The organism is Streptomyces siamensis, from assembly GCF_039543605.1.
GTDB lineage: Bacteria > Actinomycetota > Actinomycetes > Streptomycetales > Streptomycetaceae > Streptomyces > Streptomyces siamensis.
This window is the reverse complement of sequence record NZ_BAABKB010000001.1, coordinates 214,628-236,857: the sequence shown is the minus strand read 5'-3', so window position 1 is coordinate 236,857 and position 22,230 is coordinate 214,628. Positions and strand designations below refer to the sequence as shown.

The following is a 22,230-nucleotide window of genomic DNA, read 5'->3' as shown; positions in this document are numbered from 1 at the left end:
TGGCGGACGCCGTGCGGGGCGGCGTCCGCCGCATCGACGAGGCGACCCCGATGGACCGGGATCGCGCCGTCGACGCCCTGCGCGCCCTGGCGATCCTCGGCGTCGTGCTCGGGCACTGGCTGGTGACGGCCCTCGTCGCGGACGGCGGCGCCCTGCACGCGGCGAGCCCGTTGCAGCACATGCCGTGGCTGGCCCCGATCTCCTGGATCTTCCAGACACTCGCCGTGTTCTTCCTGGTGGGTGGGCATGTGGCGACGAGGAGCCATGCGTCGGCGAGGGCGCGGGGCGTGTCGTACGGGCGATGGCTGCGGGCCCGGTTGGGACGTCTGTTCAGGCCGGTGGCCGCGGTGCTGAGCCTCTGGGCGGTGGCCACGGCATGCCTGCTCGCCACGGGCACGGACTACGGCACCGTCCACACCCTGGTGAAACTGGCCCTGTCGCCCCTGTGGTTCCTGGTGGTCTTCGCCGGACTGACCGCGGCGACACCCTTGTTGACGAGGATCAACCCGCTGTGGCCGCTGGCCGTCGTTCTCCATGTGGACCTCATTCGCTTCGGCCTGGGCGGCCCCTCGTGGCTCGGCTGGGTGAACGTGGCAGCGGGCTGGCTGGTGCCGTACACCCTGGGCGCGGCCTGGACGCGCGGTGAACTGGACCGACGGCGGGCGGGCCTGGTGCTGTTCGCCGGAGGCGCCGCGGCGACGGCGGCGCTCGTGGCGTGGGCGGGTTACCCGGCGTCGATGGTCGGTGTGCCGGGCGCCGCGGTCTCCAACCTGAACCCGCCGACGCTCGCGGTGGTCACCTTCGGCCTGGCCCAGTGCGGCCTCGCGCTGCTGCTGCGTGAGCCGCTGCGCCGGGCGATGCGACGCCCGACGGCCTGGGCGGTGACAGCCTTCGTCAACCTCTCCGCGATGACGATATTCCTCTGGCACCAGACGGCCATGATGGCGGTCACCGCTCTGGGGCTGCGGGCGGGGCGGCTGGCCGGCCTGCACACCGTGCCCGACGGGCTGGGCTGGGTCGCGGCCAGGCTGGCCTGGCTGCCCGTGTTCCTGCTCGCGCTGACCGTCTGCTGGTCCGCCTTCCGCGTCCACGAGCAGGGGCCGCGCCGCCGGACCGGCCGACCGTCCCGGGTCGTGCGGGCTCACGGTCTCGGTCAGGGGGGAGCGAAGGGAACGCCTCATGCCTAGGGTTGATCAGGTGACGAGCGAGGAGCACCGGGCCGTGGACGACGACCCCCCTCTGCCTCCCCCACCCCGCTTGGCGGACCCGGGGAAGCCGTCCGGCACCGCTACCGATCCTCCTGGTGGACGCACCCGGTCACGCCGCCTGCTGGGCACGGGAGTTGTCCTGCGTTCGGTTCTGGCCGACCTCGCCTCGCCGGCGGCCGCCCCGCTGCCCCCGCTGTCGAGGCCGAGGTGGCTGCGCCTGCTGCCGCATGTCGTGGTGTGCTGGCTCGCTTTCGGGCTCGCGTTCGCGGCGTCGGCGGAGCTGAGCGAAGGCTATGGACTGGGTCTCGCGCTGAGCGCGGTGACCGGTGCCGCGCAGGGTGCGGCGATGGCCCTCGCCCTGTGGCGGCCCGTTCCGGCCCTGTGGCTGTCGCTGGGCGCCACCGTGCTGGCCGCCACGGCCGTCAGGTCGCACATGGTGATGAGCTTCCCGGGCCCACGGCCGGACTGGCCGTGGAGCGCACTGGCGATCATCACGCACGCCTTCGTGCTCTTCCTCCTCGCCCTGCGGGTGTCCGCGCGCGTCGCAGTCGGCGCGCTGTCCGTGACCGTCCTGGTGACCTACTTCCTGCAAGGGCTGGTCGGCGGCACGGTCTACCGGCCGACAGGGGTGCTTGCGGTCGTCGTCTTCGCCGCGGTCGTCCTCCTCGGTACCGCGTTGCGGGGCCGCCGCGAGGCCCGTACCCAGCTGGTCGAACAGGCCTCGCTGACCGCGGAGGAACGGGCCCGGCGCACCCTCCTGGAGGAGCGCAACCGCATCGCACGCGAACTGCACGACGTCGTCGCCCACCACATGTCCGTGATCTCCATCCAGGCCCAGGTCGCGCCTCATCTCGTCGAGAACCCCACCGACGAGCTCAAGGAGAACCTGGAGGGCATCCGGCAGAACGCGCTGGAGGCCCTGACCGAACTGCGCCGCGTCCTCGGTGTGCTGCGTTCGGAGAACCCCGAGGACCCGTACGGTCTCGGCGCGGGCACGGGCGCGGCGCCCGACTCCCCGCAGCCGACGCTGGACCGTCTCGACGCCCTGGTGGAGAACACGCGCGCCGCGGGACTGGTCGTGACGACGGAGATCACCGGCGAGCAGCTTCCCCTCGCGCCGGGCGTGGAGCTGTCGGCGTACCGGATCGTCCAGGAGGCGCTGAGCAACGCCCTGCGGCACGCGCCCGGTTCCGCGGTCCATGTCGAGCTGTGGCACTTCCCACGCGGCCTCCAGGTGCGTGTCGTCAACTCGCGTCCCGCGCACCCGGCACCGCCGTCCCCCGGTGCCGGGCACGGCCTGCTCGGCATGCGGGAGCGGGCCGCGATGCTCGGTGGCACCCTCGTGACCTCGGAGACGGCGTGCGGCGGCTTCGCGGTGGCCGCGTTCCTGCCGCGCCACGGCGTCGCCGTCCCGCTCGACGACCCCACCGCCCCTGAGGGAGAAAAGACTTCATGACGACCGCGAGCGGCACCATTCGCGTATTGATCGCCGACGACCAGCAGATGGTCCGGCAGGGTTTCACCGTGCTGCTCAACACCCAGCCGGACATCGAGGTGGTGGGCCAGGCGGTCGACGGCCTCGACGCGATCGCCAAGGTCTCCGAACTCGTCCCCGACGTCGTCCTGATGGACATCCGCATGCCCGAGCTGGGCGGCATCGACGCCACCCGCCGCATCACCGACGACACGCCCCGGATCAAGGTGCTGGTGCTCACCACCTTCGACCTCGACGAGTACGTGTACGACGCCCTGCGCGCCGGCGCCTCCGGGTTCCTGCTCAAGGACGCCTCCGCCGACCAGCTGGCCGAGGCGGTGCGCGTGGTCGCCGCGGGCGACGCGCTGCTCGCGCCGGGCATCACGCGCCGCCTCATCGCCGAGTTCTCCCGTCTGCACGCCGCACCGCGGTCCCCGCTCAAGCAGCGCGTGGGCGAGCTGACCGAGCGCGAGACCGAGGTACTGGCCCACATCGCCCAGGGTCTGTCGAACGCGGAGATCGCCGACCGCCTGGTCGTGGCGGAACAGACAGTCAAGACCCACGTCGGCCGCATCCTGGTCAAGCTGGGCCTGCGCGACCGCACCCAGGCAGCAGTCTTCGCCTACGAATCGGGCCTGGTCCGCCCTTCGGGCTACTGACCCCACACCCAGCCGCCGACGCACCAATGGAACGCCTCGGCCAGGCCCCGCCCATGGGGCCCCACACCCGTCGCACCCGCACCCCACTCACACCCGCGGTCGCCCTCTGGCCGAAGGGTCCGTGCCGGTGAATCACATGCCCGTTGCGGACGGCGACACGCACTCACCGAGGTCCTACCAGCACCGCCCCGCACAAGGGCTGCAACGGGCGGATCACCGGCACGGACCCGACCCACCCACCGGACAGACAGCGAAACGACCCTCGCCGTACTCAGCGGCAGTCGCTCCACAGCACTGCTGCGCCCACCGGCAGTCGCTCCACAGCACCCGCCGCGCCCACCGACGACCCGTAGTACCTGAGACGGACCCACAAGGACCCTCCTCACAGGGGACGACCACGCACCCCCCGCCGTCCTACCGTTTTCAACGTGACCGAGACGACCCAGACGCAGATGACGCCGCCGGGCAGGGCCAAGCCCCGCAGCCCGGAGTTCAGGCTGGCCGCGGACGCCCTGCGCGGGCTGCGCCAGGACCTGTTCCACGACGCCTTCGCCTACCGCCCGCTCCCGCGCATGCGAGTGGACGGCCCCGTCACCCGCCGCCTGCCCCAGGGGATACGGCAGTACGCGGTCTGGACACCGCACGCGGCAGTGGCGGCGATCGGTCTGGTGGCGATGGTCGCGGCCACCGCCGACGGCGACGGCCGCGGCGGAATCGGTCTCCCGATCTGCACCCTCCTCGCCCTGCTCCCGGTCCTGGCCACACTGATCCGGCCCGTGGGCGCCTTCTGGTTCTCCCTCGCGGCAACCCCCGTGGCCGCGGTGTTCAGCGACAGCTGGAGCGACTGGCCGTGGCTGCCGGGCGCCTTCGTCACCCACGTGACGGTGATGACGGTCGTGGCCCTGCGCTCACGTCCTCGCACCGCCGCATGGATGTGGCTGCTCACCGCCGCGTACGGACTGACCGCGGAGACCCTGTTCGGCGCGGGCCACTTCAGCGACAACACCATGCCGCTGCTGTTCGTCTCGACCCTGGCCCTCCTGGTCGTCACGGTCCTGCACATACGACGCACGGCGGAGCAGGAGGTGACCGCCCAGCAGTCCGAGACGGCACAGGAGCGGTCCAAGCGTGCGCTGCTGGAGGAGCGCACGACGATCGCCCGGGAGTTGCACGACGTCGTGGCCCACCACATGTCGGTGGTAGCCATCCAGGCGGAGGCCGCCCCGTACCGCGTGGAGAACGCCCCGCCGGAGCTGGAGCAGGCCTTCCGCACCATCCGGGAGAACGCGGTGGCGGCACTCACCGAGCTGCGCCGCGTACTGGGCGTGGTCCGCGCCGAGGACTACGAGGCCCCGGACGCCCCGCAGCCCACGCTCGCCGACCTGGACGCCCTCCTGGCGAATGTGCGGGAGGCAGGTCTGACGGTGGACAAGGTGGTCACGGGCGCGGTGCGCGAGCTCCCGCAGGGCGTGGAGCTGTCGGCGTACCGAATAGTCCAGGAGGCCCTGAGCAACGCGCTGCGGCACGCACCGGGCGCGGTCGCCCGAGTGGAGATCGGCTACGTCCTCGGCGGGCTGGGCCTGCGTATAGTCAACGGCCCCGCACCGGCGACGAGTCCGGAGAAGTCCACGCACGGCGCGGGGCACGGCATCACCGGCATGCGCGAGCGGGTCACGATGCTGGACGGCGAGATGACGACCGGCGGCACGGACGACGGGGGCTATGAGGTCACGGTGTTCCTGCCGGTGCCGGCCGCGGAGGAGGAGACCGGATGACGGACGGCCCCATCCGGGTTCTGATAGCGGACGACCAGGTGATGGTCCGCGAGGGCTTCTCCGTCCTGCTGGGCGCGATGCCGGACATCGAGGTGGTCGGCGAGGCGGTCAACGGCAGGGAGGCGGTGGAGCGGGTCCGTGACCTGGCGCCGGACGTCGTGCTGATGGACGTCCGCATGCCGGAGATGAACGGTCTGGAGGCGACCCGGGAGATCGTCGCCGCGGACAGTTCCGCGAAGGTGCTGGTCCTGACGACGTTCGACCTCGACGAGTACGTGTACCAGGCGCTGCGCGCGGGGGCCTCCGGTTTCCTGCTGAAGGATGCCTCGGCACGCCAGCTCGCCGACGGGGTGAGGGTGGTGGCGTCGGGGGAGGCGTTGCTGGCCCCTTCCGTCACGAAGCGGCTGATCACCGAGTTCTCCAGGCTCGCGGACGCGCCCCGGTTTCCGGCCACGGCGCACGCGGCGTACGGGGATCTGACCGAGCGGGAGACCGAGGTGCTGGTCCTCATCGCCCAGGGTCTGTCGAACTCCGAGATCGCGGAGCGTCTCGTGGTCGCCGAGTCCACGATCAAGACCCATGTGAGCCGCATCCTGGTGAAGCTCGGGCTGCGCGACCGCACCCAGGCGGCGGTGTTCGCGTACGAGGCCAGGCTGGTCACCCCCAGGTGACCCGCCCGCGGAACTGCCCTGCCCTCGCCGAGCCGAGCCGCCGCCCGCAGACCCGAACGCCCCCGAAACCGCCCTGCCCCAAGGCCCCCCGAACCAAGACCCCCCTGTTCAGGGCGCTCGTGCCGGGCTAGCGTCCGTTCATGGCAGCTTTGGAGATTCCGCCGTCCTTCGACCCGTGGGACCAGGCGTTCGTGGCGGACCCGTATCCGGCGTACGAGGAGTTGCGGGCGCGCGGCCGGGTGCACTACTACGAGCCCACCGACCAGTGGCTGGTGCCGCACCACGCGGACGTGTCGGCGTTGCTGCGGGACCGCCGGCTGGGCCGGACGTATCAGCACCGTTTCACGCACGAGGACTTCGGGCGGACGGCGCCGCCGCCGGAGCACGAGCCGTTCCACGTGCTGAACGACCACGGGATGCTGGACCTGGAGCCGCCGGACCACACACGTATCCGGCGGCTGGTGTCGAAGGCGTTCACGCCGCGCACCGTGGAGCGGCTGAAGCCGTATGTGGACCAGCTGGCGGGTGAGCTGGTCGAACGGCTGGTGGCGGCGGGCGGCGGCGATCTGCTGTCCGATGTCGCCGAGCCCCTGCCGGTGGCGGTGATCGCGGAGATGCTGGGCATCCCGGAGTCGGACCGGGCGCCGTTGCGGCCCTGGTCGGCGGACATCTGCGGGATGTACGAGCTGAACCCGTCCGAGGAGACGGCGGCGAAGGCGGTGCGCGCGTCGGTCGAGTTCACCGAGTATCTGACGGAGCTGATCGAGGCGCGCCGCAAGGAGCCGGGGGACGATCTGATCTCGGGTCTCATCGCGGCCCATGACGAGGGCGACCGGCTCACCGAGCAGGAGATGATCTCGACCTGCGTGCTGCTGCTGAACGCGGGGCACGAGGCGACGGTCAACGCCACGGTGAACGGCTGGTGGGCACTGTTCCGCAACCCGGGCCAGCTCGCGGCGCTGCGCGCGGACCACGGGTTGATCCCCCGGGCGGTGGAGGAGCTGATGCGTTACGACACTCCGCTTCAGCTCTTCGAGCGCTGGGTGCTCGACGAGATCGAGATCGACGGTACGACGATCCCCCGCGGGGCGGAGGTCGCGATGCTCTTCGGTTCGGCGAACCACGACCCGGCGGTCTTCGCGGCGCCGGGCGATCTGGACCTGACCCGTGCGGACAACCCGCACATCTCGTTCAGCGCCGGTATCCACTACTGCATCGGTGCGCCGTTGGCCCGTATCGAACTGGCGGCGTCGATGGGTGCGTTGCTGGCGAAGGCCCCGACGCTGGATCTCGCCGAGGAGCCGTCGCGGAAGCCGAATTTCGTGATCAGAGGGCTGGAGTCCCTGAGGGTGCAGGTCTGACACCGCCGCCCGCCGTCGCCCTGAGCGCCTGCCCGGACACTCGCCCGTGCAGGCGCTCAGGGACTCGGGGCTCGGCGCCGACTCAGGTGCTCAGGTCGCGCCGGCGGAGACAGGCAAGGCCTGTCGCCGTGGCCGCGGCGGCGATCCCGGTCAGGACGAGCAGCGGTGTCCAGGCCATGTCGCCGCCGGGCAGCTTGGGGAGATGTCCGAAGGGGGAGAGGTCCATGACGGCCTGCGGGACGTTCAGGGCGGGGCCGATCCAGCCGAGCAGGAGCGCGAGCCCGGCGGCACCCCAGGCGGCGGGGGCCAGTAGGGGGGAGAGGCCGTACAGGAGGGCGGCGAGTCCGCCGAGGGTCCAGATCGCGGGGAGTTGGGCGAGGCAGGCGCCGAGGATGGGGCCGAGTTCGGCTCCGTAGCCGAGGGCGAGTCCGAGGCCGCCCAGCAGCATGATGAGGACGCTGCCGCCGAAGGCGATGGTGAGGTGGCCGAGGGCCCAGCGCAGGCGGCCGACCGCGTTCGCCAGCACCGGTTCGGCGCGCTGCGAGGTCTCTTCGCCGTGCAGTCGCAGTACGGAGGAGACGATGTAGAGGGCGGCGACCATGCCCAGCATGTTGACCATGGTGGCGAGGAAGGCGTCCGTGATGCCGCTCTGTCCGCCCATCCGCTCGATGATCTCGCGGGTCTTGTCGTTGTCGCCGACGAGGTCGGAGGCTCCCTTGGTGATCCCGCCGAAGGCGGCTCCTGCGGCGAGGAATCCCAGGCTCCAGCCGAGCAGGGCGCCACGCTGCAGGCGCAGGGCGAGTGCTCCGGCCGTGCGGAGGCGTCCCGTGGCAGGGCCGGGCCGGGTGGGCAGGAAGCTCATGCCGATGTCGCGGCGGCCGGCCAGTTCGTAGGCGACGGCGCCCTGCGCGAGGGCCGCGGCGGCGAACAGCAGGAGCACCCACCAGCGTTCGTCGGCGAAGGAGCGCAGTTCCTCCAGCCAGCCGACGGGTGAGAGCCAGGTGAGTACGGACGAGCCGTCGGCGGTGGCGGAGTCCCCGGCGGCCTTGAGGACGAAGGCGGCGCCGAGCAGCCCTCCGGTGAGCCCTTTCGCGAGCCGTGCGCTCTCGGTCAGCTGGGCGACGATCGCCGCCATGGTGGCGAAGACCATGCCGACCCCGGCGACGGCGAGCCCGAGGGCCAACGCTCCGGGACCGCCCTGTCCGGCGAGGCCGCCGGCGATCAGCAGGGCGAGGGCGCCGTTGGCGACGAGGGCCGCGAGCAGCGCGGCGGTGAGCGGGGCACGCCGTCCGACCATGGCGGACGAGATGAGTTCCTGGCGTCCGGTCTCCTCCTCGTCGCGGGTGTGCCGGACGACGACGAGCAGGCTCATGATCGCGGCGAACACTCCGGCGTAGCCGCCGATGCGCCAGGCGGTGAGCCCGCCGAGGGTGTCGCTGAACACCGGTCCGTAGGTGGCGCGCAGGGAGCTGTTGGTGAGCATCTGCCGTGCCACGTCGGCGCGTTCGGCGGGGGTGCCGTAGATGGACTTGAGGGAGTTCGGCATGGAGACGACGAGCAGGCCGATCACGCCGACCCACAGCGGCATCATCAGGCGGTCGCGGCGCAGCGCGAACCTCAGCAGGGTTGCGGTGCCCGCGAGTTGACGGGACCCGCCGGGCCGGGTGGCGAAGCGCGCGGTGGCGGTGGTCATCGGGCGACCGCCTGCGCGGACGTCGACGTGGGGGCGGTCTCGGTCGCGTCGTCCTGGTAATGCCTCAGGAAGAGTTCTTCCAGGGTGGGGGGTGTCGAGGTCAGCGACCGTACGCCCGCGGCGGTCAGGGACCGCAGTACGGCGTCGAGCTTGTCGGTGTCCACCTGGAGTTCGACGCGCAGGCCCTGGACGTCGAGGCCGTGGACGCCGGGCAGGTGCGCGAGCCCGTCGGGCGGGCCGGCGAGTTCGGCGGTGACGCTGGTCCGGGTGAGATGGCGCAGGTCGGCCAGGGAGCCGGTCTCGACGGTGACGCCCTTGCGGATGATGCTCACCCGGTCGCAGAGCTCCTCGACCTCGCTGAGGATGTGGGACGACAGCAGGACGGTGCGGCCGCGGGCGCGTTCCTCCTCGACGCAGCTCTGGAAGACCTCTTCCATCAGCGGGTCCAGGCCGGAGGTGGGCTCGTCGAGGATCAGCAGGTCGACGTCCGAGGCGAAGGCGGCGACGAGGGCGACCTTCTGGCGGTTCCCCTTGGAGTAGGTGCGCCCCTTCTTGGTCGGGTCGAGCTCGAAGCGCTCGATCAGGTCGGCGCGCCGGGCCGGGTCCAGGCCGCCGCGCAGCCGCCCGTACAGGTCGATGACCTCGCCGCCGGACAGGTTGCGCCACAGCGTCACGTCACCGGGGACGTAGGCGACGTGCCGGTGGAGTTCCACCGCGTCGGCCCACGGGTCGCGGCCCAGCAGCTGCGCGGCGCCCGAGTCGGCGCGGAGCAGGCCGAGCAGGACGCGGATGGTGGTGGACTTCCCGGCGCCGTTCGGGCCGAGGAAGCCGTGTACCTCGCCGGCCTCGACCTCCAGGTCGAGGCCGGCCAGGGCGTGGGTGCTGCCGAACGACTTGTGCAGTCCGGAGACGGTGATTGCCTTCGTCATGTTTCAGAACGTACGCTTCTTTCAGAAATTTGTGAAGTTAAGGAAGTGTGGAAATGCCGGATACACTGAGTGGCGGTGCGCGGGCGGCGGGGACGAGCAGGGGAGATGATCCGGGATGACCGAACCCATGGGGGGCCGGCGGGACGCGGGGGCGGTCTCCGAGTTCGTCGAGAGCTTCGCGGCGCAGCTCGTCGAGGCCGGCATGCAGCGGATGCCCGCCCGTGTCTTCGCGGCCCTGCTCTCCTCCGACACCGGTGCCCTGACCTCCGCCGAACTCGGCGAACAGTTGCAGATCAGCCCGGCCGCGGTCTCCGGTGCCGTGCGCTATCTCGCCCAGCAGCACATGGTCTCGCGCGAGCGTGAGCCCGGCTCGCGGCGCGAGCGCTACCGCGTGCACAGCGACCAGTGGTACGAGGCGATCACCAATCGGGAGGCGGTCCTCAAGCGCTGGCAGTACGCCCTGCGCGACGGCGTCGACCGGCTCGGCGCCGAGACACCGGCGGGCCGGCGGATCGCCGAGACCCTGGCGTTCTTCGACTTCATCGACGGCGAGATCTCCCAGATGATGGACCGCTGGCGCGTCCACCGGGAAAAGCACTTCGGCAACGGCTGAGCCCACCGGCACTCCGCCTCACCTGCGATGGACCGCACCCCGGACACACCCGGAACTCGGCCCGATCGGCCTGAACGGCCTCGTCCTCAAACGCCGGACGGGCTGAGGGGTTGCTCCCTGCCCTCAAGGCGGGACGGGACAGGAGCCGGCGCCGGACGGGCCTGGGAGCTGCCGCCGGACGGGCTGGAGAGGGGACCGGACGGGCTGGAGAGAGGACCGGACGGGCTGAAGCGTGCCCCCGGCCCCAGAGGCGGGCGGGAACCCGCGATGAACGCACCCGCAGCCGCCATCTCACCGAAGGGGCCGTGCCGGTGAATCAAATGCCCGTTGCGGACAGCAACAAGCACCCACCGAGGTCCTACCAGTACCGCCCCGCACAAGGGCTGCAACGGGCGGATCACCGGCACGGACCCGACCCACCCACCGGAGGGACAGCGAAACGCCCACCGGAGGGGCAGCGAAACGCCCACCGGAGGGACAGCGAAACGCCCACCACCGGACCGGAGGCGACCCACCGGCAGACGCCCCGACCTCACCTCTACGGGAAGCCCAGCGGCAGGGTCAGCCCCCACGCCTCCTCCCGGACGGTCCACGTCCGCGTCCGCACGGGCCCGGACACCACCGCGTCCGCCCGGTAGCGGAAGTCCGCCCCTGACACCGTGACCCGCCGCCCGAACGCGCGGAGCGGGACGGCGACGGCCCCGTCCGTGGCGGGCCGTACCTCCACCTCCGCGCCGCCGGGCCCCCCGGGCGTCACCGACACCGCCTCCACCGGCTGGTCCAGATCGACGACCGTCACCCCGTCGACCTCGACCCGGAGCCGGGTCGCCCCGGGTCCGGGCATCGCCGCGGTGCGGGCGGGTCGCGAGGAGAGCGTGCGGACCAGCGACTGGCAGGTGCGCAGCCAGGCGTGGGAGGCCGCCTCCGGGGCGACGCCCGGCGCCGTGGGAACCGGGGCGGGCACGGACGGGATGCGGAGCGTGCCGAGGACGACGCCGTCGCTGTCGTCCACGAGCAGGTCGAGCCGCCGTTCGGACCCGTCGAGCACGGCCCGCGCCGCGGCCACCGCCCCGGTGGGCACGCCGAGAGACCGCGCGAGCGACAGCACACCGCCGACGGGCACCATCGACAGCGCGCACACGCCCAGCTCCCGCCGCCGGTGCAAAAGGGACACCGCGCGCATCAGGGCACGGTCGTCGCCGACCACCACGGGTCGCCGCGTGCCCCTGCGGGCCAGTGCGCGGGCGAATTCCTCGGGCCCGTCCGGCAGGCACACCTTCGTCACCGCACCCGCGCTGAGCACGTCTTTCGCGATCCGTACAGACTCGCCGTCCGTCCGACGGGCGACCGGGTCGATGACCACCAAGAGCTGGTCGGAAGCCGCCACCTCGGTCATGCCTCGCTTCCTCGGGTAGCATCTTTGTGCAAGAGCCCCTTGCGCTATTGCGCCAGGGGCTTCGTCTATTCCGGGGCATCCGGTCCGACGGTCGCGGCCAAAGGTGGTCGCCGGCGTACGCAGCCGTACCGAAAAGCAGCCGCGTACGTCCCCGACCTTGGACATGCCCCGCCCGGAAGGGGTGTACGCCTGTGCCCGCACTTGTGCTGCTCGGTGCTCAGTGGGGTGACGAAGGCAAGGGAAAGGCCACCGACCTGCTCGGTGGATCTGTGGACTATGTGGTGCGCTACCAGGGCGGCAACAACGCCGGCCACACGGTGGTCGTGGGTGATCAGAAGTACGCCCTGCACCTCCTCCCTTCCGGGATCCTCACGCCGGAGTGCACGCCGGTGATCGGAAACGGAGTCGTCGTCGACCCGTCGGTCCTGTTCTCCGAGCTGAACGGACTGAACGAGCGCGGCGTCGACACGTCCAAGCTTCTGATCAGCGGGAACGCCCACATCATCACGCCGTACAACGTCACCGTCGACAAGGTGACGGAGCGCTTCCTCGGGAAGCGGAAGATCGGTACGACGGGGCGCGGCATCGGGCCGACGTACGCGGACAAGATCAACCGTGTCGGTATCCGCATCCAGGACCTGTACGACGAGTCGATCCTGACGCAGAAGGTCGAAGCGGCTCTCGAGGTCAAGAACCAGCTGCTCACCAAGCTGTACAACCGTCGCGCCATCGAGGCGGGCCAGGTCGTCGAGGAGCTGCTGGGCTACGCGGACCGGCTGAAGCCGTACGTCGCGGACACCGTCCTGATCCTCAACGAGGCTCTGGAGCAGGACAAGGTCGTGCTCTTCGAGGGCGGCCAGGGCACGCTGCTGGACATCGACCACGGCACGTATCCGTTCGTGACGTCGTCCAACCCGACCGCGGGCGGCGCCTGCACGGGCACGGGCGTGGGTCCGACGAAGATCAGCCGTGTCATCGGCATCCTCAAGGCGTACACCACCCGCGTCGGCTCGGGTCCGTTCCCGACCGAGCTGTTCGACGAGGACGGCGAGGCGCTGCGCCGCATCGGTGGCGAGCGCGGTGTGACGACCGGCCGTGACCGGCGCTGCGGCTGGTTCGACGCGGTCATCGCCCGCTACGCGACGCGCGTGAACGGCCTGACCGACTTCTTCCTCACCAAGCTGGACGTGCTGACCGGCTGGGAGGAGATCCCGGTCTGCGTGGCGTACGAGATCGACGGCAAGCGCGTCGAGGAACTGCCCTACTCGCAGACGGACTTCCACCACGCGAAGCCGGTCTACGAGACCCTGCCGGGCTGGTCCGAGGACATCACGAAGGCCAAGACGTTCGCGGATCTGCCGAAGAACGCGCAGGCGTACGTCAAGGCTCTGGAGGACATGTCCGGCGCCCCGATCTCCGCGATCGGCGTCGGCCCGGGCCGCGACGAGACCATCGAGATCAACTCGTTCATCCAGTAGGGCTCCCGGGCCCTTCACGGGTCCGTACGGCGTTCGCACGCGCCCCCGGTCGGCTTCGGCCCGCCGGGGGCGCGTCGCGTTTCGCGAGAGGCAGAGCCACCTTGCCCCCGCCACGGTTCCCCCCGCCGCCACCGTCCCCCCGGCCGTCGAACCGCACCCTGCCGTCTCCTCCCCTCCCCCCCCGCGGTCCCCCCTCCCGCCATCGAACCGCACCCTGCCGTCCCCTTTCCCCCCACCGACGGCACCCCGTCACCACCGCCCCCGACCGCGGCGTAATTGCGCCGACCTGCCCCAACTCCCGTGCTTTTGCTTGCCTTTGGTGATCAAGCTGTGGCTATGGTGATCGCCACGTGCCCGGTGCCCACCCGCCGGCGGCCGGGCGCACGGTGACCGACGACCGGGGGGAACGGTGTCGTCCGGGGGGTCGCATCGGCATGCCGTGATGTCGGCGGTCGCGGACGCCCACCCGGCCGCGCTCCTGTCCGCCACGTCGAACGCCGTCCGACCCCGAGACGGAACAGGAGCCCCCGTGGCCGACGAGATGGTGCGCAAGGCGCAGCAGTTCATCAACGGTGCCTACGAAGGCAAGCTGGGCATCGACCGGATCCCCGAGACCGGGGTGACCGGCTGGACGACGATGTTCGGCCTCACCCGTGCCCTCCAGTACGAACTGGGCATCACGAGCCTGTCGGACACCTTCGGCCCCACCACTTTGTCCACGCTCACGTCCAAGTACCCGACGCTCAACAGCGAGACGGTCCCGTCGGCGAACTTCGCCCGCATCATCCAGTCGGCCCTCTACTGCAAGGGATACGACGGCGGCGACATCGACGGGACGTACAACTCCCGCGTCTACGCCTCCATCACCCGGCTGAAGCAGAACATGGGCGTGGACTTCACCTACCCCGGCGGCAACCTGGTGCCCAAGGTGTTCAAGGGCCTGCTGAACATGGACGCCTACGTCACCGTCAACGGCGGCTCGGACAGCATCCAGGCCGTGCAGAGATGGCTGAACGGGCAGTACGTGACCCGCAAGGACTTCTTCATCATCCCCGCGGACGGCCACCACTCGCGCGACGTCGCCAAGTCCATGCTGTTCGCCGTCCAGTACGAGCTGGGCATGGCCGACGGCACGGCCAACGGAGTGTTCGGCCCCGGCACCCAGAGCGGCCTGAAGAGCCACACCGTGGCCACCGGGGACTCCGGGCCCTGGGTGCAGCTCTTCTCCGCCGGCATGGTCCTCAACCACCGGCCCGTGTCCTTCACCGGCACCTTCACCAGCAGTTTGTCGTCGGCCGTCTCCGACTTCCAGTCGTTCGCGAAGCTGCCCGTCACCGGCAAGGGCGACTTCTCGACCTGGGCCTCCCTCCTCGTCTCCTACGGCGACCAGGCGCGCAAGGGCGAGGCCTGCGACGGCGTCACCCGGATCACCCCGGCCCGTGCCGCCGCGCTGAAGGCCGAGGGCATCAAGTACATCGGGCGCTACCTCACCAACCCGACCGGTGGGAAGCCGTACGAGAAGGCGATCCAGGAGGGCGAGCTCCAGACCATCGCCGACGCCGGTCTGCGCTGTTTCCCGATCTACCAGACCTACGGCCGGGACGCCTCGGACTTCAACTACATCGCGGGCCGGACCGCCGGACAGGCCGCGGTCAACGCGGCCCTGGACCACGGCTTCAAGGCCGGCGCGAGGATCTTCTTCGCCGTCGACTTCGACGCCCTCGACGAGGACGTCACCTCCAGCGTCCTGCCCCACTTCAAGGGCATCGAGGACGCGATCGCCGACGACGGCAACCGGTACGCGGTCGGTGTGTACGGGCCGCGCAACGTGTGCACCCGCGTCTCCGAGGCCGGCCACGCCACCGCCGCGTTCGTCTCCGACATGTCCTCCGGTTTCTCCGGGAACTTCGGCTATCCGCTGCCCGAGAACTGGGCCTACGACCAGATCGTCACCCGCACGGTGGGCTCCGGCGACGGGGCGATCGAGATCGACAACAACATCGCCTCGGGCCGCGACACGGGTCAGGGCTCCTTCAACGCGCCACGCACCCAGAAGCCCGACACCCGCCTCGACGACTCCGTCCTCACCGCCATGCAGACGGACGTCGGCAAGTACATGGAGTCCCTCGGCTACCCGCTCGACGGCGGTACGCGCAGCTACCAGCACTGGAAGTGCTTCCAGTCGACGGTGGTCGACCACGACGCGCTCATCACGAGCCTGTCGAACAAGTACAACCTGCGCAAGGCACTCATCCAGACGTCGGCGTACTGGGAGATGCGGCACATCGAGCCGCTCGACGAGGCGGCCTGGGAGGCCACGATCCTCGCGTACAACACGACGGGCAAGTTCATCAAGGACTCGTCCACCGGCATCGCCAAGCAGCGGGCCCTCACCCTCATCGGCGCGTGGAACCACTGCCTCACGAAGGGCTACGTGACCGGCCGGCCGATCCTCGACGCGTCCAGCGACGACGACAAGTACTCGATCTGGAAGAACGCCCACGACGACGAGGAGTTCGCGCTCACCAGCGTCTTCGTGATCGACATGTGGGACATCGACGGGAAGCCCGGCGGGGACGACAACTCCCCCGCGATGCGCTCCCCGCGCCTGGACTACAACGACTCGGAGATCTACGACGTGCTGCGCCGTTACCAGGGCCCCGCGGAGCCCGCGTTCAGCGAGGCGAAGAAGCGGCTGGGGCTCTACTACGTGATGGAGAAGTACAACGCGATCTCCCGGAACCTGTGACAGAGAGCGGAGCGCCCCATGTCCGGAGACCAGCCGTACGCCGGCCACGACGGCACCGTCGTCCTCCTGCTGACCCTGGCCGGACTGGTGGCCACCCCGTGGCTCCTGGTGCGCGGGGTGAGGCTGCTGGTCCGCGCCAGGGCCGCCCGGGCGGCGACAGCGGCCCTCGGGTCCGCCGCCGCACTGGCGTGGGCCGCGGCCGTCGGCATGTACACCTGGGGCGTTCTGCACCTGGTCCTCTTCGACGACCAGGACCGGTCCCGGGCGTGCAACACGGCGGTCGGAGACCGGCGACTCACCGGATACGACCCCTCGTTCATCCCACTTCACTTCGGCTGCCGTACCGGTGACGGACACACGGTCGAAGCGGTCATCCCGTCGTACATCAACCCGGCAGTGACCGTGCTGGGGGTGTGCGCCCTGGCGCTCACCCTCGCCGGATTCGCGAACGCCCGACGCAAGGAGGAAATCTCATGACGGCGAACCTGCCGCGACGCACCGTGCTGCGCCGCGCCGTCCTCATGGCCGCAGGCGCCACGGCCGGATCACAACTGCTCGCCACCCCCGGATACGCGGCGGACCGCAAGCCCGATCCGGCCAAGCTGCGCGAAGCGGTGAAGAAGGCCCAGCAGCGGGCCGACGAGCGGAAGGCCCACGTGCTCAACGGCCTTCGTTCGAAGAACGACTGGGAGATGGAGAAGGTCGTCGACGACCGCGGCAACATCTACACCAGACCCGTGACGGGCACCCCGGTGGACGTCCAGGTGCGCATGGGAGACGTCGAGACCGTCCTGGTGCACGTCGTCCGCCGCTTCCACTACGAGATCGACGCCCTGCGCAAGGGCGACGTCGTCGGCTGGCGCACCCCGGGTTCGGTGCGCAGGGGACTGGCCGAGTCCAACCAGGCCTCCGGCACGGCGGTGCAGATCCGGCCCGGCTCCTACCCCTTGGGGGTGCGCGGCGGGTTCTATCCCCTCCAGGAGCTGGTGATCCGTGACATCCTCGCGGACGCCGAGGGCGTGGTCCGCTGGGGCGGCGACGACCGCAAGCCGGACGAGTCGCTGTTCTCCATCGACGTGGGTCCGGGCGACGCACGCCTGACCGCGGTGGCGGAGAAGATCCGCCGCTGGGCCGAGACGCCCGGCCTGGGCTCGGGTGTGCTCGTCGACCCGCTCCAGCCGCAGCGCCGCAAGGCCGCGAAGCGGCTCGCCGCCCAGCAGGTCTGACCGGTGGCCGCGGGCCCGGTCCGCACCCTCAGGGGTGGGGCCGGGCCCGTGCCCGTGGCTGTCGCCCCGCCCGGGCGCCGACGGCACCCCGCGGCCCGGCCCGGGCGACGGCCGCTAGCTGAAGATGATCATCGATCCCTGGGCGAGGCTGCGGGTCGCGGCGGCGTGCAGGCCGAGCCAGACGTGGCGCTCCCGGGCGAAGGGGCTGGCGTCGTAGGGCGCCGGCGCGGCCGGCTCCTCCAGCTCCGTGGGCGCCGCGGGCGGTTGCGGGGCGGCGGGCGGGTTGGCCGGGTCGATGCCGATCGACGGGGCCACGAATTCGAGTTCGCGCAGCAGCGCGTGCGAGGAGCCCAGAGGGCCGCCGCCCGCGAGGAGTTCGTCGTTGGCGAGGGGGTGCGGGAAGTCGACGGGGACGTAGGCGCCCGCGTGGTCGTAGTGCCAGACCAGGTGTGACTGCTGGGCGTTGGTCTCGAACATCTCCAGCAGCTGTTCGTAGTCGCCGCCGAGTTCGTCCACCGGGGTGACCGCCAGACCGCACATCTGGAGCAGGTAGGCGCGGCGCAGGAAGTGCAGCGCGTCGTAGTCGAAGCCGGCGACCGGGGCCACGTCGCCGGACAGCCCCGGCATGTACGCGTACACCGGGACGGGTGGGAGTCCCGCCTCGGCCAGCGCCTTGTCGTAGAGCGCGAGTTCCTCGGCGAAGGGGTTGTCGGGGGTGTGGCACAACACGTCGACGAGCGGGACCAACCACAGGTCACAGGCCAACAGACGGCTCCTCTTCCTCGGGTGCACGGTGGTCAGGGCAGCGTAATGCGCGCGGCGGTCCTGGGAAGGCCTCGGTGCACAACTGGGGTTTCCGGTGGCCGGGGGCGCGCGGTGCCGCCCCGGGCTGCGTCCCCAACCCCCCGATCGCCCGCGGGAGCCCTCCTCAAACGCCGGACGGGCCGTCGTCTGCGGTCAGGTGCTCGATGAGGGCCAGCGAGTATGCGTTGTAGGCCGCGACGATCGCCTGGGCCGTGTCCGCGTCGCGGCGGGCCAGGGCGTCCACGAGCTCCGTGTGCCCGGCCCACAGGTGGCCCCTCAGGTCGGCGACCCGGCGCAGGTGCTGGACGGTGCACACCCAGGACTGGACGCGCAGCCGGTGCAGGAAGTCGGCGAGGTAGGGGTTGCCGAAGAGGCCGCTGAGTTCGCGCCAGAAGCGGAGGTCGTAGCCGATGAGGATGTTGAGCTCGCCGGCGGTCGCGGCGCGCTGGGCCTCCTCGCCGCGGCGGCGCACGGCGGCCAGGGCGGCGACGGCGCGCTGGTCGTCGAGCTGGCGCAGACCACCTGCGACGAGGCTGCGGAACATGCCCTCGGTGACCAGGCTGCGGGCCTCGATCATGTCGCGGTAGTCGTCGGCGGAGTACTCCTGCACGCGGAAGCCACGGTGCTGGTCCGCCTCCAGCAGGCCCTGCGCCGACAGGTCGACCAGGGCCTCGCGTACGGGGGTGGCGGAGACGCCGTACTGGTCCGCGATCTCCTTCACCGTGAACGCCTGGCCCGGCTGGAGGCGGCCCGCGAGCACCTCGTCGCGGAGCGCGTCCGCGATCTGCTGCCGCAGGGTGCTGCGGGTCACGGCGCCATTGCCGCCGGTGCCGGGCATGGTGTCTGGCTCCCCCATCGCGTGGATGTGGTGGTGGGTCTACTCGCGTATCACTACGAGCAGGACACCTTACGCGGTGGAGGGGCCGCAGACGCCGAACCCCCGGCCGGGCTCAACAGCCCGGCCGGGGGACGGAAGGTGACGGGTTCGCGCTCTACACGGTGTGCTCGTCCGCCACGGACAGCGCCTCGTCCAGGGCCGCCAGACCCTCCTTGGCCTCGGCCTCGGAGATGTTGCACGGCGGCACGACGTGGGTGCGGTTCATGTTGATGAAGGGCCACAGGCCGCGGGCCTTGGCCGCGGCACCGAACGCGGCCATCGGCGCGTTCGCCTCGCCCGCCGCGTTGTAGGGAACCAGCGGCTCGCGCGTCTCCCGGTTCTTGACCAGCTCCAGCGCCCAGAAGACACCCGTGCCGCGTACTTCGCCGACGCTCGGGTGCCGCTCGGCGAGCTCGCGCAACGCCGGCCCGAGGACGTTCTCGCCGATGGCCGCGGCCTGGTCGACGATGCCCTCCTCCTCCATCACGTTGATCGTCGCGACGGCGGCGGCACAGGCCAGCGGGTGCCCCGAGTAGGTGAGCCCGCCCGGGTAGGGCCGCCGGGCGAAGGTCTCCGCGATGGCCCCGGAGATCGCGACACCGCCGAGCGGCACGTATCCGGAGTTCACGCCCTTCGCGAAGGTCATCAGGTCGGGCGTCACACCGAAGTGGTCCGCGGCGAACCACTTGCCGGTCCGCCCGAAGCCGGCCATGACCTCGTCGAGGACGAAGACGATCCCGTACCGGTCGCATATCTCGCGCACACCGGCGAGGTAGCCGGCGGGCGGCGTCATGATGCCCGCCGTGCCCGGGACGGTCTCCAGGATCACCGCGGCGACGGTGGCCGGCCCCTCGAAGGCGATGGTGTCCTCGAGGTGCTGGAGCGCCCGCTCGCACTCCTGCTGCTCGTTGTCCGAGTAGAAGGGGCTGCGGTACAGGAACGGCGCCCAGAAGTGGACGACACCGGCGGCGGCGCTGTCACTGGGCCAGCGGCGCGGGTCACCGGTGAGGTTGATCGCGGTCGAGGTGGCGCCGTGGTACGAGCGGTAGGCGGAGAGCACCTTCGGACGGCCGGTGTGCAGCCGGGCCATCCGCGTGGCGTTCTCGACGGCCTCCGCGCCGCCGTTGGTGAAGAAGATCTTGTCCAGGTCGCCGGGGGTGCGCTCGGCGATCAGCCGGGCGGCCTCCGAACGCGCCTCGACGGCGAAGGCGGGCGCGAACGTGGACAGGGTTGCGGCCTGCTCCTGGATCGCGGCGACGACCTTCGGGTGCTGGTATCCGATGTTGGTGAAGACGAGCCCACTGGTGAAGTCCAGATACCGCTTGCCTTCGTAGTCCCAGAAGTACGACCCCTCCGCGCCGGCGACGGCGAGCGGGTCGATGAGCTCCTGCGCGGACCAGGAGTGGAACACGTGCGCGCGGTCCGCGGCCTTCACGGCGGCACCGACCTGAGGGTTGGGCTGAGGGGTCATGCGCCGAAGCGTAAATGTCCACGGAGTGGACGCGATATCGGCGTCCTGTCTGCCGCCGCGGGCATTCCGCGACAGTCTGTCGGGCTTGACCACGCCGCCGCCTTCGCTGCCGCCGGCCGTTTCGTTCCCCGGACCTGCCGTGGATCGCCCTGAACGGCCTCGTCCTCAAGCGCCGGACGAGCTGGGGGGTCGCCCCCGGCTCCAGAGGCCTTGCGGGCACCCGTACCCGTAAGCCACCCGGGACTGGACCGGATCGGCCTGGACGGCCTCGTCCTCAAGCGCCGGACGGGCTGAAAGGTGCGCCCTCCGCTCCCGGGCGGGACGGGCCGGGAGGGGCTCACCGGCGCCGGACGGGCTGGGGGAGTGCTCTCTGCCCCCAAGGCGGGACGGGGACTGCCGCCGGACCGGACGGGAGCTGCCGCCGGCGGGCGACCGGCTGGACCTCAGCCCCGCTCGCACACGCAGTCGCCCGCTCACCGAAGGGGCCGTGCCGGTGAATCAAATGCCCGTTGCGGACGGCGCCACGCACTCACCGAGGTCCTACCAGTACCGCCCCGCACGAGGGCTGCAACGGGCGGATCACCGGCACGGACCCGACCCACCCACCGGACAGACGGCACAACGGAACGACAGCGAAGCGAACACATTGACAGCATGCTGTCCAATTGACAGTATGCTTACATCAAGCAGAACCCGAGGAGGAGCCATGAGCAGCACCCCGCGCCAGCCCGTCCACCTCGCCGTCTACGACACCTTCGCCGACTGGGAGACCGGCCACACGACCGCGCACCTCGCCCGCGCCGGCTACGAGATCCGCACCGTCGGCCCCACCCGCGAACCCGTCACCACCATGGGCGGGATCCGCATCCACCCCGACCTCGCCCTCGACGAGCTCCGCCCCGAGGACAGCTCGCTGCTCGTCCTCACCGGCGCGGACCTGTGGGACTCCGGCGACGACCTCGCCCCCTTCGCCCGCACGGCACGCACGTTCCTCGACGCCGACGTGCCCGTGCCCGTGGCCGCGATCTGCGGTGCGACGGCGGGACTCGCACGTGAGGGCCTGCTCGACGACCGCGCCCACACCAGCGCCGTGTCCTTCTACCTCGCCGCCACCGGCTACGCGGGCACCGAGCGGTACGTGGACGCCGACGCCGTCACGGACGGCGCGCTCGTCACCGCGGGCCCCACCGAACCGGTCGCGTTCGCCCGCGAGGTGTTCCGCCTGCTCGGGGTGTACGAGGGCGAGGTTCTCGACGCCTGGTACCGGCTGTTCCACGACTCCGACGCCGACGCGTACGCCGTCCTGGAGAAGGCCGCCCGGTGAGCGGCGAGCACCAGGACCTGCTCAGCCGCAGCGCCCTCGGAGTCTTCCGCCTGAACGGCCAGTTCCTCTCCGTCGCCGAGGACCTCGCCCGCCCGGCCGGGCTGACCGCCGCCTGGTGGCAGGTGCTCGGCGCCGTGCTCACCGAACCGCTTCCGGTCTCCGGGATCGCCCGGGTCATGGGCATCACCCGGCAGAGCGTGCAGCGCATCGCCGACCTGCTGGTGGACAAGGAGCTGGCCCGGTACCTGCCCAACCCGGCCCACCGGCGCGCCAAGCTGCTCTCCCCGACGGAGTCCGGCCGCGCCGCGATCGCGCGGATCGACCCCGGGCACGCTGCCTTCGCCGACCGGCTCGCCGAGGCGTTCGGCCAAGACGGGCTGGCCGAGGCGGTACGCGTCCTGGAGCGCCTGTCGACGGTCCTCGACGAGCTCGCCGCCAACGTCACCGAATCACCACGCGCTGTTACGGAACCGTAGACACCGCCCCACCCACCTCCCCGTACGACCGGATTATCCTCGGTCT

At 71.2% G+C, this 22,230-nt stretch carries 19 protein-coding genes; 13 read left to right on the top strand and 6 right to left on the bottom strand.

The window, feature by feature from the left end; genetic code table 11:
* Positions 1-50: 50 nt before the first annotated feature.
* The 6 genes from ABEB03_RS01000 (at position 51) to ABEB03_RS00975 (ending at position 7,148) form a co-directional block, all read left to right on the top strand.
* On the top strand, positions 51-1,187 hold the full coding sequence (locus ABEB03_RS01000) for an acyltransferase family protein (RefSeq protein ID WP_345640563.1): 1,137 nt from the start codon (positions 51-53) through the stop codon (positions 1,185-1,187).
* Positions 1,180-2,664, top strand: coding sequence for a sensor histidine kinase (locus ABEB03_RS00995; RefSeq protein WP_345639804.1), 1,485 nt, complete (start codon positions 1,180-1,182; stop codon positions 2,662-2,664). Before ABEB03_RS01000 ends, ABEB03_RS00995 begins: the two co-directional genes overlap by 8 nt.
* Positions 2,661-3,341: a response regulator transcription factor gene (locus ABEB03_RS00990; protein ID WP_345639802.1), complete on the top strand. Its 681-nt coding sequence runs from the start codon at positions 2,661-2,663 to the stop codon at positions 3,339-3,341. Before ABEB03_RS00995 ends, ABEB03_RS00990 begins: the two co-directional genes overlap by 4 nt.
* Positions 3,342-3,769: 428 nt before the next feature.
* The gene (locus ABEB03_RS00985; protein WP_345639799.1) at positions 3,770-5,116 is read left to right on the top strand and encodes a sensor histidine kinase; all 1,347 of its coding nucleotides are present in this window, start codon (positions 3,770-3,772) and stop codon (positions 5,114-5,116) included.
* Positions 5,113-5,787, top strand: a complete 675-nt coding sequence (locus ABEB03_RS00980) for a response regulator transcription factor (RefSeq protein ID WP_345639797.1) — start codon at positions 5,113-5,115, stop codon at positions 5,785-5,787. The genes ABEB03_RS00985 and ABEB03_RS00980 overlap by 4 nt, the downstream gene beginning before the upstream one ends.
* Before the next feature lie 140 nt (positions 5,788-5,927).
* Positions 5,928-7,148, top strand: coding sequence for a cytochrome P450 (locus tag ABEB03_RS00975; protein WP_345639795.1), 1,221 nt, complete (start codon positions 5,928-5,930; stop codon positions 7,146-7,148).
* Positions 7,149-7,230: 82 nt separating this feature from the next.
* Here ABEB03_RS00975 and ABEB03_RS00970 read toward each other — a convergent pair whose 3' ends face one another.
* Together ABEB03_RS00970 and ABEB03_RS00965 are read right to left on the bottom strand one after the other, a co-directional pair.
* Complete coding sequence (locus ABEB03_RS00970; RefSeq protein ID WP_345639793.1) at positions 7,231-8,841, bottom strand: ABC transporter permease; 1,611 nt, start codon at positions 8,839-8,841, stop codon at positions 7,231-7,233.
* Positions 8,838-9,770 (bottom strand): ABC transporter ATP-binding protein, encoded by a 933-nt coding sequence (locus ABEB03_RS00965; protein ID WP_345639791.1) that lies wholly within the window; start codon positions 9,768-9,770, stop codon positions 8,838-8,840. Before ABEB03_RS00965 ends, ABEB03_RS00970 begins: the two co-directional genes overlap by 4 nt.
* A gap of 115 nt (positions 9,771-9,885) precedes the next feature.
* Here ABEB03_RS00965 and ABEB03_RS00960 point away from each other — a divergent pair, with 115 nt between their 5' ends.
* Positions 9,886-10,383 carry a GbsR/MarR family transcriptional regulator gene (locus ABEB03_RS00960; protein WP_345639788.1) on the top strand — a complete coding sequence of 166 codons (498 nt, stop codon included), beginning with the start codon at positions 9,886-9,888 and terminating at the stop codon, positions 10,381-10,383.
* A gap of 538 nt (positions 10,384-10,921) precedes the next feature.
* On the opposite strand, the gene ABEB03_RS00955 is transcribed toward ABEB03_RS00960, so the two are convergent.
* Positions 10,922-11,779 (bottom strand): diacylglycerol kinase family protein, encoded by an 858-nt coding sequence (locus ABEB03_RS00955; RefSeq protein ID WP_345639785.1) that lies wholly within the window; start codon positions 11,777-11,779, stop codon positions 10,922-10,924.
* A 191-nt stretch (positions 11,780-11,970) separates the two neighbouring features.
* On the opposite strand from ABEB03_RS00955, the gene ABEB03_RS00950 reads away from it, so the two are divergent.
* From ABEB03_RS00950 to ABEB03_RS00935, 4 genes are all read left to right on the top strand, one after another.
* Positions 11,971-13,257, top strand: a complete 1,287-nt coding sequence (locus tag ABEB03_RS00950; protein WP_345639783.1) for an adenylosuccinate synthase — start codon at positions 11,971-11,973, stop codon at positions 13,255-13,257.
* 529 nt (positions 13,258-13,786) lie between these two features.
* Positions 13,787-16,006 carry a glycoside hydrolase domain-containing protein gene (locus ABEB03_RS00945; RefSeq protein WP_345639781.1) on the top strand — a complete coding sequence of 740 codons (2,220 nt, stop codon included), beginning with the start codon at positions 13,787-13,789 and terminating at the stop codon, positions 16,004-16,006.
* An 18-nt stretch (positions 16,007-16,024) separates the two neighbouring features.
* Positions 16,025-16,483, top strand: coding sequence for a hypothetical protein (locus ABEB03_RS00940; protein WP_345639779.1), 459 nt, complete (start codon positions 16,025-16,027; stop codon positions 16,481-16,483).
* Positions 16,480-17,232, top strand: coding sequence for a hypothetical protein (locus ABEB03_RS00935; RefSeq protein ID WP_345639776.1), 753 nt, complete (start codon positions 16,480-16,482; stop codon positions 17,230-17,232). Before ABEB03_RS00940 ends, ABEB03_RS00935 begins: the two co-directional genes overlap by 4 nt.
* Positions 17,233-17,346: 114 nt before the next feature.
* On the opposite strand, the gene ABEB03_RS00930 is transcribed toward ABEB03_RS00935, so the two are convergent.
* The 3 genes from ABEB03_RS00930 to ABEB03_RS00920 form a co-directional block, all read right to left on the bottom strand.
* Positions 17,347-17,997 carry a hypothetical protein gene (locus ABEB03_RS00930; protein ID WP_028799191.1) on the bottom strand — a complete coding sequence of 217 codons (651 nt, stop codon included), beginning with the start codon at positions 17,995-17,997 and terminating at the stop codon, positions 17,347-17,349.
* A 163-nt stretch (positions 17,998-18,160) separates the two neighbouring features.
* The gene (locus ABEB03_RS00925) at positions 18,161-18,874 is read right to left on the bottom strand and encodes a GntR family transcriptional regulator (protein ID WP_345640560.1); all 714 of its coding nucleotides are present in this window, start codon (positions 18,872-18,874) and stop codon (positions 18,161-18,163) included.
* 154 nt (positions 18,875-19,028) lie between these two features.
* Entirely contained in the window at positions 19,029-20,384 is a 1,356-nt protein-coding gene (locus ABEB03_RS00920) for an aspartate aminotransferase family protein (RefSeq protein ID WP_345639773.1), read from the bottom strand.
* A gap of 706 nt (positions 20,385-21,090) precedes the next feature.
* Here ABEB03_RS00920 and ABEB03_RS00915 point away from each other — a divergent pair.
* Both ABEB03_RS00915 and ABEB03_RS00910 read left to right on the top strand, forming a co-directional pair.
* On the top strand, positions 21,091-21,708 hold the full coding sequence (locus tag ABEB03_RS00915) for a type 1 glutamine amidotransferase family protein (RefSeq protein WP_345639771.1): 618 nt from the start codon (positions 21,091-21,093) through the stop codon (positions 21,706-21,708).
* Entirely contained in the window at positions 21,705-22,184 is a 480-nt protein-coding gene (locus ABEB03_RS00910) for a MarR family winged helix-turn-helix transcriptional regulator (RefSeq protein WP_345639769.1), read from the top strand. The genes ABEB03_RS00915 and ABEB03_RS00910 overlap by 4 nt, the downstream gene beginning before the upstream one ends.
* Positions 22,185-22,230 lie beyond the last annotated feature (46 nt).

Excerpts from the sequence above, each read along its gene's own strand:
- ABEB03_RS01000 (WP_345640563.1), top strand. The coding sequence starts at position 51 with ATGGACCGGGATCGCGCCGTCGACGCCCTGCGCGCCCTGGCGATCCTC.
- ABEB03_RS00995 (WP_345639804.1), top strand. The coding sequence starts at position 1,180 with ATGCCTAGGGTTGATCAGGTGACGAGCGAGGAGCACCGGGCCGTGGAC.
- ABEB03_RS00990 (WP_345639802.1), top strand. The coding sequence starts at position 2,661 with ATGACGACCGCGAGCGGCACCATTCGCGTATTGATCGCCGACGACCAG.
- ABEB03_RS00980 (WP_345639797.1), top strand. The coding sequence starts at position 5,113 with ATGACGGACGGCCCCATCCGGGTTCTGATAGCGGACGACCAGGTGATG.
- ABEB03_RS00975 (WP_345639795.1), top strand. The coding sequence starts at position 5,928 with ATGGCAGCTTTGGAGATTCCGCCGTCCTTCGACCCGTGGGACCAGGCG.
- ABEB03_RS00970 (WP_345639793.1), bottom strand. The coding sequence starts at position 8,841 with ATGACCACCGCCACCGCGCGCTTCGCCACCCGGCCCGGCGGGTCCCGT.
- ABEB03_RS00965 (WP_345639791.1), bottom strand. The coding sequence starts at position 9,770 with ATGACGAAGGCAATCACCGTCTCCGGACTGCACAAGTCGTTCGGCAGC.
- ABEB03_RS00960 (WP_345639788.1), top strand. The coding sequence starts at position 9,886 with ATGACCGAACCCATGGGGGGCCGGCGGGACGCGGGGGCGGTCTCCGAG.
- ABEB03_RS00955 (WP_345639785.1), bottom strand. The coding sequence starts at position 11,779 with ATGACCGAGGTGGCGGCTTCCGACCAGCTCTTGGTGGTCATCGACCCG.
- ABEB03_RS00940 (WP_345639779.1), top strand. The coding sequence starts at position 16,025 with ATGTCCGGAGACCAGCCGTACGCCGGCCACGACGGCACCGTCGTCCTC.
- ABEB03_RS00935 (WP_345639776.1), top strand. The coding sequence starts at position 16,480 with ATGACGGCGAACCTGCCGCGACGCACCGTGCTGCGCCGCGCCGTCCTC.
- ABEB03_RS00925 (WP_345640560.1), bottom strand. The coding sequence starts at position 18,874 with ATGCCCGGCACCGGCGGCAATGGCGCCGTGACCCGCAGCACCCTGCGG.
- ABEB03_RS00920 (WP_345639773.1), bottom strand. The coding sequence starts at position 20,384 with ATGACCCCTCAGCCCAACCCTCAGGTCGGTGCCGCCGTGAAGGCCGCG.
- ABEB03_RS00915 (WP_345639771.1), top strand. The coding sequence starts at position 21,091 with ATGAGCAGCACCCCGCGCCAGCCCGTCCACCTCGCCGTCTACGACACC.